Source organism: Salinimicrobium soli (assembly GCF_048323655.1).
GTDB lineage: Bacteria > Bacteroidota > Bacteroidia > Flavobacteriales > Flavobacteriaceae > Salinimicrobium > Salinimicrobium soli.
Map to the genome: position 1 here is coordinate 206,912 of NZ_JBLUWW010000006.1, position 13,400 is coordinate 220,311.

The 13,400-nt window shown below is 41.8% G+C and carries 11 protein-coding genes; 5 read left to right on the plus strand and 6 right to left on the minus strand.

The genetic code is table 11. The features are described from left to right. Nucleotides 1-74 precede the first annotated feature (74 nt). The 3 genes from ACNORC_RS14630 to ACNORC_RS14640 all read left to right on the plus strand — a co-directional run bounded on the left by ACNORC_RS14630 (nt 75) and on the right by ACNORC_RS14640 (nt 3,717). Nucleotides 75-863 (plus strand): polysaccharide biosynthesis/export family protein, encoded by a 789-nt coding sequence (locus ACNORC_RS14630; RefSeq protein ID WP_418336414.1) that lies wholly within the window; start codon nt 75-77, stop codon nt 861-863. Between the two features lie 3 nt (nt 864-866). Beyond that, the gene (locus ACNORC_RS14635; RefSeq protein WP_418336415.1) at nt 867-3,338 is read left to right on the plus strand and encodes a GumC family protein; all 2,472 of its coding nucleotides are present in this window, start codon (nt 867-869) and stop codon (nt 3,336-3,338) included. A 253-nt stretch (nt 3,339-3,591) separates the two neighbouring features. Then, a complete protein-coding gene (locus ACNORC_RS14640; RefSeq protein ID WP_418336416.1) occupies nt 3,592-3,717 on the plus strand; it encodes a hypothetical protein in 126 nt (41 codons plus the stop codon). Nucleotides 3,718-3,773: 56 nt separating this feature from the next. Here the strand turns inward: ACNORC_RS14640 and asnB are convergent, their stop codons facing one another. The 3 genes from asnB to neuC all read right to left on the minus strand — a co-directional run bounded on the left by asnB (nt 3,774) and on the right by neuC (nt 7,595). After that, the gene (asnB, locus tag ACNORC_RS14645; RefSeq protein ID WP_418336417.1) at nt 3,774-5,480 is read right to left on the minus strand and encodes an asparagine synthase (glutamine-hydrolyzing); all 1,707 of its coding nucleotides are present in this window, start codon (nt 5,478-5,480) and stop codon (nt 3,774-3,776) included. 178 nt (nt 5,481-5,658) lie between these two features. Further along, complete coding sequence (locus ACNORC_RS14650) at nt 5,659-6,357, minus strand: acylneuraminate cytidylyltransferase family protein (RefSeq protein ID WP_418336418.1); 699 nt, start codon at nt 6,355-6,357, stop codon at nt 5,659-5,661. Between the two features lie 80 nt (nt 6,358-6,437). After that, entirely contained in the window at nt 6,438-7,595 is a 1,158-nt protein-coding gene (gene neuC, locus ACNORC_RS14655; protein WP_418336419.1) for a UDP-N-acetylglucosamine 2-epimerase, read from the minus strand. Nucleotides 7,596-8,292: 697 nt separating this feature from the next. On the opposite strand from neuC, the gene ACNORC_RS14660 reads away from it, so the two are divergent. Both ACNORC_RS14660 and ACNORC_RS14665 read left to right on the plus strand, forming a co-directional pair. Next, nucleotides 8,293-9,126: a polysaccharide pyruvyl transferase family protein gene (locus tag ACNORC_RS14660; protein ID WP_418336420.1), complete on the plus strand. Its 834-nt coding sequence runs from the start codon at nt 8,293-8,295 to the stop codon at nt 9,124-9,126. Continuing rightward, nucleotides 9,126-10,001, plus strand: a complete 876-nt coding sequence (locus tag ACNORC_RS14665) for a class I SAM-dependent methyltransferase (RefSeq protein ID WP_418336421.1) — start codon at nt 9,126-9,128, stop codon at nt 9,999-10,001. Before ACNORC_RS14660 ends, ACNORC_RS14665 begins: the two co-directional genes overlap by 1 nt. Nucleotides 10,002-10,013: 12 nt before the next feature. On the opposite strand, the gene ACNORC_RS14670 is transcribed toward ACNORC_RS14665, so the two are convergent. Genes ACNORC_RS14670 through ACNORC_RS14680 form a run of 3 tightly spaced genes read right to left on the minus strand, consistent with a single transcriptional unit; the run spans nt 10,014 to nt 13,360 of the window. Then, on the minus strand, nt 10,014-11,171 hold the full coding sequence (locus ACNORC_RS14670; RefSeq protein WP_418336422.1) for a glycosyltransferase family 4 protein: 1,158 nt from the start codon (nt 11,169-11,171) through the stop codon (nt 10,014-10,016). Further along, the gene (locus tag ACNORC_RS14675; protein WP_418336423.1) at nt 11,172-11,975 is read right to left on the minus strand and encodes a sulfotransferase; all 804 of its coding nucleotides are present in this window, start codon (nt 11,973-11,975) and stop codon (nt 11,172-11,174) included. It lies immediately after the preceding gene. Next, nucleotides 11,975-13,360 carry a glycosyltransferase family protein gene (locus ACNORC_RS14680; RefSeq protein WP_418336424.1) on the minus strand — a complete coding sequence of 462 codons (1,386 nt, stop codon included), beginning with the start codon at nt 13,358-13,360 and terminating at the stop codon, nt 11,975-11,977. Before ACNORC_RS14680 ends, ACNORC_RS14675 begins: the two co-directional genes overlap by 1 nt. Nucleotides 13,361-13,400: the final 40 nt, after the last annotated feature.

Below are 13,400 nucleotides of genomic sequence, written 5' to 3' on the forward strand. Positions count from 1 at the left end.
TGATCAAACTATTTAACTTATTATTTCATTATTAGCCTTCAAAAGCTATATTTGTGTTAACCTATATGTCCCAAATGAGTGTCAGACAATTAGTTGTTATTGTTAGTGTTCTAATTTTTGTTTCCTCCTGTGTGCCCACCAAAAGGCTCAAATACCTGCAGGAAAGTGAAGCTGCAGTAGACAGTATAATTTCCGTAGAAAGAATTCAGAAGCCATACCGCATACAAACCAATGACCTGTTGAGTATTCGCGTGAAAGCACTGGACCAGGAGCTGGTGGGGATGTTCAATCCGGTGGGGCAGGAAAACCCTAATGCCACAGGGGAAGAGAGTATGTACTACGATGGTTTCACAGTAAATGAGCATGGTAATATCAGGGTGCCTACCTTAGGGGAAGTAAACGTTTTAGGCTATACAGTAGATGAGGTTAGAGAAAAGATAGAAAAGGCCCTTTTAGAGCAATATTTCAAGGAGGAGGCTAATATATTCGTAACCGTAAAGCTGGCCGGAATTCGTTATACAACCATTGGCGAAATCGGATCCGGCAGCCAGGTGATCTATAAGGAACAGGTGAACATTATGGAAGCTATTGCCAACGCCGGAGATATTTCCGAATTTGGAGATCGCACGGATGTTATAATAGTACGGCAATATCCCGGAGGAGAGAAAAGGCATCATATTGATCTCACAACTATTGACGCAATGCGATCCCCTTATTACTATATTCAGCCCAACGACCTGATCATAGTAAATCCGCTTCCGCAGAAAACAATAGGTTTGGGAACCACAGGTTTAGATGTATTTAGAACGGTGACCTCTGTTCTGGCCCTCGTAGTTAGTAGTATTTTAGTTTTTACACGGTAAGAAATGGCACATGAAGATGATCACATATCAGACGTAGGCTCCACCTTTGACTTCAAAGGTTTTGTTCTCAAGGTGTTCAGTTACTGGCAGCTGATCCTGGTATCCATTGCCATCAGTTTGGGAGTGGCCTACTACAATAATGTGCGAAAGCTTCCGGTATACCGTCTGGGGAATTCGATAAGTATAAAGGACGACCAAAACCCGTTTTTCACCAGTAATACCAGCCTTACCTTCAACTGGGGAGGAACTTCAGACAAGGTGAATACGGCTATTACTATTCTTAACTCCCGCTCTCATAACGAAGAAGTAGTGGAGCGTTTACAATATTATATCGGGTATTACACAGATGGAGAATACCAGAGGGTGAATGCCTATGGATATACTCCTTTCAAAGTGGTTGCTGACAGCACAGCATTTCAGGCGCAGGGAAATACTTTTACGATAAAATTTAAAGATCCGGAAACCTTTAGTCTAAGTACTAATTTCGGCGGGGAAACTGCCCGGGTTTACAATTATGAAACCAAGCAGTATTCCTCTGTGGTGGTTGAAAAAGGGCCTTTCAATAAAGAATACAAACTCAATCAGCATATAGACCTGCCTTTTTTTAGTGGAGTCCTTATTCCTACAGGTGTGGAGCCTCAGATAGATAAACCATATTATGTAACCTTTAAGCATTTTGATGGTACGGTGGGAAGGTTCAGGGGGGTGTCCGTAAAACCACAGTCACAGGGTTCTTCTGTAATTAACCTGGCCCTTACCGGAGATAATAAAGCCGAGATCGTTGACTATTTGAACGGAACGGTGAGGGTGCTGAGTGAAAATATGCTGGAGCGAAAGAACCTGTTCGCTACCAAGACCATTCGGTTCATTGACAGCAGTCTTGCTGTAAAATCCCTGGAACTTCAATCAGTGGAAGATGAGCTTAATAAGTTCCGGAATGACAATGAGATCATTGATCTTTCCGCGGAAACCGGGCAACTAAACAGTAAATTAGTGAGCCTGGACGTTCGGAAGGAAGATATAAATCGGCAGCTGGCTTATTATGAAACCCTGGAGGACTATTTACGTACCCGGGAAGACTATACCGATGTGCCCGCCCCTTCAGTGGCAGGGATTTCTGAAGGGAGTATCGTCAGCGGGATAGGCCGAATCCTTTCCCTGGCAGAAGAAAGAAGAAAATACCAGTATTCCCTTCAGGAGAATTCTCCTGTCTTTGACAATATTGATCGGCAGATCAATGCAGTAAAAGCAGTACTGCTTGAAAATATGGATTCTTCTCAGCGTCTGCTGAGGAGGGAACTGCAGGAGATCAACAGAGATATAGCACAGGCAGAATCAGAGATCAGGAAACTGCCACAGGAGGAACAGGACCTGTTGAAGATCCAGCGGAAATATTCTATCAGTGAACGCACCTACAATTTGTTTCTTGAAAAACGCAGCGAAGCAGGATTAATAAAGGCGGCAAACGTGAGCGATGTAATGGTGATAGACACCGCTAAAGATACCGGCGGTGGACAGATCGGTCCTAATACACAGCTAAATTACGTAATGGCTTTAATGGTGGGAGGAATGATTCCTTTAACCTTTGTATTTCTCCTGGTCTTCCTGAACACGAACGTTCACAATGCCCAGGAAGTCACCAGGCTTTCACCTATTCCTATTCTGGGCATGATCGGGAAGAGCAGGATGGATACTAACCTCGCTGTTTTTCAAAAACCAAAGTCAGCCATCGCTGAAGGTTTCCGGGGACTGCGATCGAGCTTGCAGTTCATGTACAAGAAACACGGCGTTACCGGTTCCAAGACCGTTCTTATCACCTCTTCGGTGTCGGGAGAAGGAAAGACTTTTTGTGCGATGAACCTTGCAACGGTCTTTGCATTGAGTGAAAAAAAGACTCTTCTACTGGGTGCCGACCTTCGAAAGCCTAAAATTTTTGATGATTTCAAGATCAACAATGATGTAGGGGTTGTCAATTATCTTATAGGTCAGGAGTCCCTCGACACCATCATCCAAAAAAGTATGGTGCCCCACCTTGATGTGATCACCGCCGGGCCTATACCGCCAAACCCTTCTGAATTGCTTATGAACGAACAAATGGAGGTGCTCATGGAAGAACTAAAAGAACGATACGATTATATCGTAATGGATACGCCACCCGTTGGAGTAGTGGCCGATGCTCTCAACCTGATCAAATATGCTGATGCAACCCTTTATCTCATCCGCCAGGATTACACAAAACGAGGTATGCTGGAGGTGATCAATGAAAAATACAACAAGGGGGAGGTCAAAAATATTTCATTTGTACTCAACCACTTTGTCCACAGAGCCAAATACGGTTATGGCTATGGCTACGGTTATGGTTACGGTTACGGCTACGGCTACGGCCAGTACGGTAAAGGCTACGGTCAGGATCAGCCTTCTCTTAAGAAGAACCTTAAGAAGAAGTGGCGGGAGATTATGAGGAATTTTGAATAGTCAAAAGTCTTTAGTCTTTAGACGATAGTCGGTAGATCACCATTTTTAAAACCTTTTCGTAATTTAATAGTTATAGTATGGAAGATCTACCTAAGTTCAAATTTGAAGATCTACAGGTTTATCAGAAATCTTTGGATTTTGTTGACTGGCTTATGAAGTTTCAGAGAAATTCCCGAAGTCTGAGCTGTACAACCTGACTTCCCAGTTCAATAGGTTTCTTCAGATCGCAAGTGATTCGATCAAAGAGTATGTGGTGTGTTCGACTATTGCTAGTCGGCAAAGGTTTATTTCTGATCAGGAAAACCTCCTAAACCGTAAACAACTTGCAGAGCTATCAAAAATGGTCAGTAGCCTTCAGAAATACCTCCGGAATATTTAAACCTTCAGTGTCGACTACAGACTCTCAACAACAGGCTATCGACTAAAGACTACCGCCTACCGACTAAATAGAAGTGAAGTGTTGATCCACTGCCAAATGTGAAAACTACTGCTGTTATCCCCCGCTAAATACTTCTCCCACTCTTTTTGAATTTCCCGATGATCGAACCATGCTCCCGCCTGGGAATTTTTTAAGTGATGTAGCTGCTTTTCCACAAAGGGTCTTAGTTCTTTTTCCAACCATTCCCGCTGCGGAGTCTGCAGAGAGCGTTTAGGGGCATAAGAGATCCTTTCTGGAACAAGCGGCTTTAGTATCTCCCGGAGCATATATTTTCCTGTTCCGTTTTTAATTTTAAATTCTTGAGGCTGTGCAAAAGCCAGTTCAACGAGTCGATAGTCGAGAAAAGGTTCTCTTAATTCGGTGCTGTAGGCCATACTGACCCTGTCATTGAACCTTAGTGCCCGCGGGATCTTTGTGTAGAAAAGGTCCCTGAATTGAAGGTTCTGAAGTTTATTATCAAAAGGCTGCGGATACTCCGGTTTTCTTGCCAGGGCAGCAAAGTCTGGATCCAATACTTCAGGCCGGAAAGGAGAGATGTTTCCGGTTCCCTGGATGGTGCTTCCGGAGTTCTGGTAATAATCATATCCTGCCCACTGCTCATCCATTCCCTGTCCATCCAGCAGCACCTTTATCCCGTCTTTATGTGCCTCCTCAAAAATTTTGGAATAGGCCAGGGTCGGGATACCTCCATAAGGCTCATCCTGTTGCTGACTTATCTTCCGGGCCACATCCTGAACTTCATCTGCTAAAAAAAGAATTTTTTTCAACGGATTTTGAGTCGTGGCGATCATCTGCTCCACCCATGGTAATTCATCATAACGTTCATCGCCTGTGTAAAATGTGTAGGCGTTGATGTGCTTCTTATCTTCGAACAGGTTCACAAGTGCGAGCAGGAGGGAGCTGTCTACGCCGCCACTGATGTTGAAACCTACAGGCACATCAGCGCGGAAGCGTAAACTAATACTGTCTTTTAGCAGGTCCAGATACAGCTCTTTTACCTCTTCAAAAGGTAAATTTTTTGGAACTTTTTTCACCCTGCTCTCAAAATCATACCATTTTTGGCTCTTTAATTTCCCTCCTGAATACTCAAGAAGATGGCCTCCGGGTAACTGGCTGATGTTCTCATAAAAGGTCTCCGCCGGCATTCCATACGAGCCATAACTAAAGTAGTTGGCCCACACCTTTTGATTGGGAGGGCTGTCAAAAATGACATTTTTGAGTGCCTTTATTTCACTGCTGAAGTAGAGGTGAGCATTTACTTCGGAATAGAAGAATGGTTTTACGCCGAACCTGTCGCGGGCAGCAAAAAGTTTCTTTTCTGCAGAGTCCCAAATCGCAAAAGCAAACATGCCGTTGAATTTTTGCAGACATTCTTTTCCCCATTTGATGTAGGCAGCCAACAGTACTTCAGTATCTGATGCGGTCTTAAAATGGTAAAAACTCTTCAGTTCTTCCCGAAGTTCCCTATAGTTGTAGATCTCTCCGTTAAAGCTGAGGTAGTACCTCCTAGAATTGTCTACAAAGGGTTCATTAGCTTCGGGAGAAAGATCGATAATGGAAAGGCGGCTGTGACCTAGTGCGGCGTAACCTTCATCAAGGTAACTGCCGTTATGGTCGGGCCCCCGATGTTTTTGTGTCTGCAGCATTTTCTGTAGTTCTGCCTCAGAAGGTTTAGGTCCAATGATACCTGCTAATCCGCACATGAGTTATTGTATAGTGTAAGTTTGAATAATGTATAATGAAATCAAAACTATTGAAAAGCACCACAAATCAAGCGCTAAATTCCAAATTAAGAAAGCCAATAGCCAATAGCCAATAGCTAATGGCCAATAGCTTTTAAGTCAATAAATAATAAACAAAAAGTAACAAACTGATATTTGTTTATTGTCCAGTGATCATTGCCAAAAGCCTTTCGGCTTTCTCCCAATCCTCCGGCGCATCGATATTCACATAAGGATCTCCCGTAGTGTCGATAAAGCCGATCTTTTTTCCATAGAGGGAATTTTGATCCTTAATAACATTTGTTTTGGTCAGGTAAATTGCACCATCCCGGTGGTAGGCTTTTGGCAGCTCCTGTCTTCGGGGAATGATCTCCTTTTCTCCAGTCGCGATCTTTAGTCCGCCATTTTCTTCCTCAAAAACCCAGTGTGGATTAAACTCCTCTGGGACTTCTCTAACGCTCAAAAGGGAATCAAACCCTCCCCGGATAAATTCGTTTACGGCATCATCGATCAAATTCTCTCTGCGGAAAGGGCTTGTGGGTTGCAACAGGCATACAGCATCAAATTTCTCACCTGCATCCGAAAAGAACTGTAGGGCGTGTTCAATTACTTCCAGGCTACCGCTGCTGTCGCCTGCCAGTTCTTTCGGTCGTTGAAATGGAGCTTCCAGTCCAAGCCTTTTAGCAGCCGTGATGATTTCCTCGTCTTCTGAGCTGAGCACAATTCGGGAAAGCAAATTCGCTCTTTTGGCCGCTTCGATCGTGTACTGTAACAGGGGTTTTCCATCTAACGGCTTGATGTTCTTCCCGGGAATTCCTTTGCTGCCGCCACGTGCGGGGATGAGTCCGAGTATTTTCATGCTTCAGTTGTCGGTTGTCGGTTGTCAGTTTTCTGTTCTCAGTCCTGAAATATTATTTAATCTATTGTTTTACCTACCTCTTAATAAGTTATAGTTTTACTGTACTTCAGTTCAACCGTTGCCAGGATCTCTGCTATTTTTTCTCCGGAATTTCCGTCGCCATAGATTTCAGAAGCAGCAAAATGTTCCCTTGAAATCGCCTTTTTCGTGGCCTCCAGGATCTGTTGCTCATTGTAACCGACATCGATTACATTCTCTGCCCGACCTCTTCTGTACTGTCGGTTTCCGATGTTTACCACCGGGACTCCCAAATATGCACACTCCCGTAATCCCGCACTGGAATTCCCTACCAAAGCTTTGGAGTTTTTCAGCAGTTTCAGGAAATCCAGGGGATCCATGTTTTTGAAAAAGTGAATATTTTGTGGTTTTTCCAGCTCCCGAAAAGTTCGAATAGCGTTGGAGGTGCCATCTGAACCGGCATCCACGTTTGGCCAGAACCAGAAAGTCGGATAATCAAGTTCTCTGATCGCTTTTAGGGTCTCCAAGACATGTTTTTTAGATTCTTTATATTCTGTGGTAACCGGGTGTTGCATGACCACGATATAACCGTCTTTCCAAATCAGTTCTTCTCCAACCCCGCCATATTTTTGAATAGGATCAAAATCAAGTTTCGGATTTTCGTTGATATACTTTGCAAGATCTATTGAAGGGCAACCGGTATTGATCACCATTTCGGGATCTTCTCCCAGCTTGATCACCCGTTCCCGTGCATCTTCTGATGCTACCAGGTGCAGGTCGGCAAGTTTGGTGTTGGAATGTCTTACTTTTTCATCTATGCTTCCGGTTACTTCCCCGCCCTGAATATGCACCAGGGGGATGTTTTGATAAGCTGCCGCGATAGAAGTCGCAATGGTCTCAAAACGATCGGCTATAGTGATCACTGCATCCGGCTTCAGGTTAAAAAATACATTGGTTAACTCCATTACTCCGAGCCCTGTGGTCTTTGCCATAGTAGTTGGGTTTTCCCCTTCCAAGACCATAAAAACTTTTGCTGCAATTGGAAAGCCGTCCTTTTCAATAAAATCTACTGCATTCCCATACCGGTCCAGCAAAGCCGAGCCTGCGATCACCAGCTGCAGTTCGAGATCAGAACGATTCTGAATGGCAGTGAGAGCTGTTTTTATTCTGCTGTAGCTGGGGCGCGCTGTGACGACCACGCAGATTTTTCTTTTGGGCATTTCGGTTGTCAGTTGTGAGTTCTCAGTTTTTCGTTTTTGAATGATGAATCCTTGTCCGCCAGTGCTCTGTAAGAGTGAAGGGGATTGGTTAGGCTAATGTAATAAAAATGTCGTTGAGGAGCGTTATTGTTGGAGAAGCACCTTGAGAAGAAGGCCTTGCGATACCTTTGGAAAAATTTTCTAGCGGAGGGAGATGACAGATTAATTCATTTTTTTATAGAATAATTTTTCTTGAAATGTCTTTTTTGTAAGTGTAGTGATTCTCCGGCGTGAAAAATTTTTAAAGCCTTGGAGAAAATTTAGCCGGGGAAGCACGGTTCTAATTTTGCAGGAGCAAAATTGGAAACACCTATCAAAAAAGTGTCCTTTTTTTGGTTCATTTTTTTGGAAAAGCAAAAAAATGAACAATTATGAAAAAAAAGGAATTTCTAACGACCGAAGGGAGAAAACCATATTTAAAACTAAACGTCAATGGGAGTCGTGGAGCGAAGCAATCTGTCGTAGTTTAATTATTAGTATGTGCAGGGGAACCATAGCGGATTTGCACGCTCTCCGGGATCCCCATGACAGTTTACATAGAAGGAAATGCCACGACCAGTTCCCAGCTTTCCAGTGATGATTCCCATTGGACATGCATCTAAAGGCTTCGGTCTCAAAAGAAATTTATTAATACATTTGAGTCAACCAAACCTAAACTTTGAAGAGACCTGTCAAGTTCATAGAATATAAAAAGATCCCCCTGTTTTACTGGAGCGAAAGGCGCTTTATCTTCAGGGAAAAAGAGAACTACGGGGATTTGCTTTCGAAATACCTGGTGGAAAAAATTAGCGGAAAAGAGGTGGAATTTGTCCACCCAAAGAAACAGCCCTGGTATAAGATCAATAAAACCAATCTCTTGGCAGCCGGGAGTATTATTCATCATGCCAGTAAGGACTCGGTGGTTTGGGGTAGCGGTATTATTGACCATGAGCAGAAAGTTGAGAAGGCTGACTTTAGAGCAGTTCGGGGACCGAAAACCAGGCAGCATCTGTTAGAACTGGGTTATGATTGTCCTGAGGTATATGGAGATCCGGCCATTCTGTTGCCGGAATATTACAGCCCGCAGGTAGAAAAGAAATATAAATTCGGTATAGTTCCCCATTATCAGGATCATGAAAAAGCACTAAAATTATTTGGGGAAAGAGAAGAGGTCAGGGTAGTTGATTTGCTCACTCTTGATGTGGAGGCTACTACAAAAGAAATTCTGGAATGTGAAAAGGTTCTTTCAACCTCCTTACACGGTCTAATTGTGGCTCATGCCTATGGGATACCGGCTGTATGGGTTAAAATGTCAGATAAGATCTTCGGAAATGATATAAAATATGCCGATTATCTTGAGTCTGTAGGATTGAATAATTATGAAGCCGAATTTGTAGAAGATGGTTTTTCAAAAGGAAAGATTTCAGACCTGTTTGACAAGCATGTTCCTTCAGTTTCCAAAGAAAAACATAAGGAGTTAAAAACCCGCTTACTGGAAGTAAAACCTTTCTAATGGGTATAGAAAATCAACAGAAAAATAAGGATCATTACGAGGGTCTATACAAAGAGGAGCAGGTGAAGAACATTTTACACTGGATCCATAACCTTGATGCTTTTCTAAATTCGGCTACTACGACGGAAACCAGCTGGTTTGCCATCTACAAGAATAATTTCAGGGATAGATTAGCAGGAAAGAAAGTGCTGGAAATGGGCTGTGGGGATTGTACTAATGCTGCGGTAATGGCTGCTCTTGGTGCAGACGTCTATGCCAATGATATTGCCGATTCCAGCGGTAGGATCATACAAGTGCTCAATGAACAATATAAATTTCAACATCCTATAAAATTCATCCCGGGTGATTTTATTGAAAATAACCTGGAGGGGAACAAATTTGATTATGTTATCGGGAAAGCTTTTCTCCATCATCTGGAAATTCCGCTGGAAGAAAAGTTTCTGGCAGAAACCGCCAGGCTTTTAAAAGCAGATGGGGAGGCCCGCTTTTTCGAGCCTGCCGTGAATTTTAAACTTTTGGATGAAGTCCGTTGGTACATTCCAGTTGGCAACCGGCCTTCAAAATTTCAGCGAAAGAAATTTAGAAAATGGAAAAAATATGACCCGCACCCCGACCGATCTTTCAGCAGCAAACATTTTGAAACAGTCGGCAGAAAATTTTTTGAGGAAGTGAAAATCTACCCCGTCGGTACGCTGGAACGTTTTAGCCGGATGTATAAATGGGGCAAAAAACAAAACAGGTTCAAACGTTGGGCGTTAAAAACAGAGCAGAAAATACCTTCAGGCTTGAATCGCATTCTTAGCAGAAGTCAATTGATTGTTTGCAGACAGCCTTTGACAAAAAGCGTTTACCAAGAAGAAAATGGTAATAAGTAAGCTAAAAGACGATTACCTGTCCTTCAATCTCTTTCCCCTGACTAATTTATTGTAAAACTGGATATTTTGTTTCACCACCACATCTGAAGAAAACTTCTCCAAGACTCTTTCTCTTGCTGCTTTTCCCATTTTTGTTGCAAGCTCAGGATCTTTCAACAGTTGTAGAACCTTTTCGGCGTAACCATTATGATCTTTAGGATCAACCGTGAAGCCGGTCTTGCCATCGGTCATGACTTCCTTTGCCCAGCCAATATTAGAGGTGATTAGGGGTTTTTCCATGGCCATGGCTTCGATCCAGGTCATGGGTAAAGCTTCGGCAAAAGAAGGCAGGACCACCACATTTGCTTTTGCAATTTGCTCCCTGATCTGCGTGTAAGGAAGTTCGCCTAACCAGACAACCTTCTGGATTGCCTCGGGAGTAAATTTTTCTTCCATTAATTTTCTGGTGGAGCTCCCAGTTTTTTGGTCAACCACGTCTTTTCCGGCTATGATAAGCTGAGCTTCTGGATTCTCCCGAATCGCCAGGTTGAAGATTTCAGGCAGTTCCAGCACTCCTTTTTTTCTTATAACACTTCCGAAGTACAGTATACTGTCGAGGCTGGTCTTTTTGTTATTAGGGGCAAAATTTTGCACGTCTACAGAATTAGGGATCACCCGAATCTCTTTTTTTAGGTCGAACAGTTGTGCTGTTTTCTCAGCTGTAAACCGACTGACTGCGACCAAGTAATCTGCATTCTGCATGGCGAGTTTTTCAAACCAGAAATTCTTTCTTTTTTGTACTCTGTTCTCAAGATGACAGAAGTAAGTGTCACTTCCGTGCAATCTGAGGACCAGCGGGCAGCGCAGCTTCATAAAAGCTGAGATCCCGGTCCAATCAGGTACTTCTACAGCGTCTATATGATCCACAGCAATGTATTTGTTCAGGTAGTTCTGAAGGTATTTTCGATAAAGATACCAACCAAATAGCCTGAACTTCTGTTGCTTAATTAAATGAATCTTTAACCCTTCATCCATGAAGATATCATTCTCCTGTTGTTCATAGATAAAAATGGAAACCTGTATGCCTTTTTCAACCATGCCGGTGGCCAAATTCCTGATGCTGGTACCGATTCCCGCAGCAGGACTGCTGCGAGGGTGAGGATATTCAGGAGTTAGAAGGCCTATGTGCATCTATATATAATTTAATTTTTTCCTTAGCTTCTTGCTCCCTAATTCAACTCCCTTTTGAATAAGGACATTTTCTGATTTTCTATTTACAGGATCAAATTTGGAAGTCCTCGGTTTCAAATCCCATATTTTTTTACCACCGGTCTCTTTGAAAAAAGAAGAATTGATTACCTGGATTGAATCAATTTCTACCTTTATCTGTCCAATGCTTTTTGTGCAGCCGAATTGCGATTTTAGTTCTTTGAGTACCTGCTCTTCTTTTTGAACCAAGGCTTCGTACCTTATTATTTTATGATTACTAAGATCAGGAAGTTGACTTAAAACCAACTGACTTAATTTTTTACTGTACGTGTAAGGATATATTCCAAGTGGTTTCGTGATCTTTTTTAGCCGATTTCTTATTGAATGTTTCTTCAAGGTCATTCCTTTTAATAAAGAAAGAAAAACATTTTTAGGATCCCTTACCAACACTATATGGTGGTCATTTGGAAATACTATTGGTAGCCAATCAACTCCAACAAGGGAGGTGTCTTTGATCATGATATACCTTCTTGTCGATTTTTTTAATATATTGCTTCTGACCTCTTTAAGAAAGATATCATTCAAAAAATGCTGGTCTGTATGATGTCGTACCTTTTGATTCCTGAACTTGAAATATTGATCTAAAATTGTAGATAAACGTGTTTCACTTCTGTTATGCGGCAGTACTTCATGATCAGTAAAGATCTTTAAAACTTCAGCTGCAAAATTATGTCCAGTTCTGGGAAGATATGAATTCAGAAAGATGATCTTTTGGTCTTGATCCATTATAGCTCATTAATTTTATTCCAAATCCGAATAGAAGCCTCATTTGGTGGAGTTGTATTTATTATTTTAAACCAGGAATTAGCCCAAATTGCGTAATCTTTTCCTTTGGTCAAGGCTTCGGTAATTTTGGAGGGTATTTCTTCTTTACTGTTCAACCAAATTACCGAATTTATAGAAGGCATAGATCTGAAATGTACGAAGCTATAAACTTTTTGCGGATTCCAGTTCTTAACCTGGTTTTGGTCTACTATATAGTTAAGGTAGAGGCAGGGTTTGTTGAAAATGGAAAAATCAAAAACCATAGAGGATCCCACGTTGACTACTGCTCGAGAATGTGCAATCGTATTAATTTGTAACTGAACATCCTCTTGTGTTGGTAAAACAGTATTCCATTCACCTCCTAACTTCTCCCATTTTGGTTTTATGGGTACAATTAGTTTTGAATGCCTCCTCAAAACATTGCCATATCTATTGGAAAAATCAGTTGGGCATCTTCTGAATAGGACACCGAGTTTGTGCCCTTCATGATTTAGTTTTGTAACTGCTTCTGCAATATCATTTAAATACTCCGGATCATTTGGAGAAGTTGTAATATCATCTCCACTAAAACAGATGTACTCTTTTGTAATGTCCAGCCCGTATTCATTAAAAAACTCTTCTCTGGTCTTTAGGAGCCTTTTGTCAAAATGCGGTTCGAACTGGGGACTTCCTGTAACAAAAATCTGTTCTTTTCGAAGTTTAGGATAATAGGTGATCATTTCCTTCTGCATATGTTCACTCCACACGAAATAGTAATCAGTTTCCACAACCATAGTAGCTTTGGGTAGGTTATCCCATGAAAATATAAAGCTGGCGGTTGGGATTCCCAGGTCCTGTGCAGCTGTAAGAGGAGCAATTGCATTAACGGGACGTTGGTTTGTGCATAAGATCAGATCCGGATTTTCCTGTTCTAAAAGTTTTTTACAGTTGGCGTAAAAACTTCCTTTTCTTTCTGAAACCTTCATCTTTTTTCTAAGCCGTTGAAGACCTTTTTCTGAAGTGTGGGTTTTTACGAGAAAATCTACCAATCCGGATTTGACTCTGGATTTGAGACCAGATTTGGAATCCGGAAACTTGTATAGCTGATAAATGGGATCATTTAATTTTTTAGTAAAATGATCAAGTTCGGCTGTTATCTTAGCTTTTTTTAAAATATCAGTTGAAGGCCTGACCTTTCCTTCCAGTTTGATCTCTTTATAATCGAGATGTTTTAGATCGAAGGGTGTTTGATTCCAAAAAACCACTTCCCATCCCATTTTCTCACCAATAGTAACAAAAGAGGTAAAGGCGAAATTTCTGAGCCCAACTCCATCTGGAAGTAAAATGAAAATTTTTTTGTTCTTCAATATAAATTCTATTGGTTCAAATATAATTAAATGCCTATTC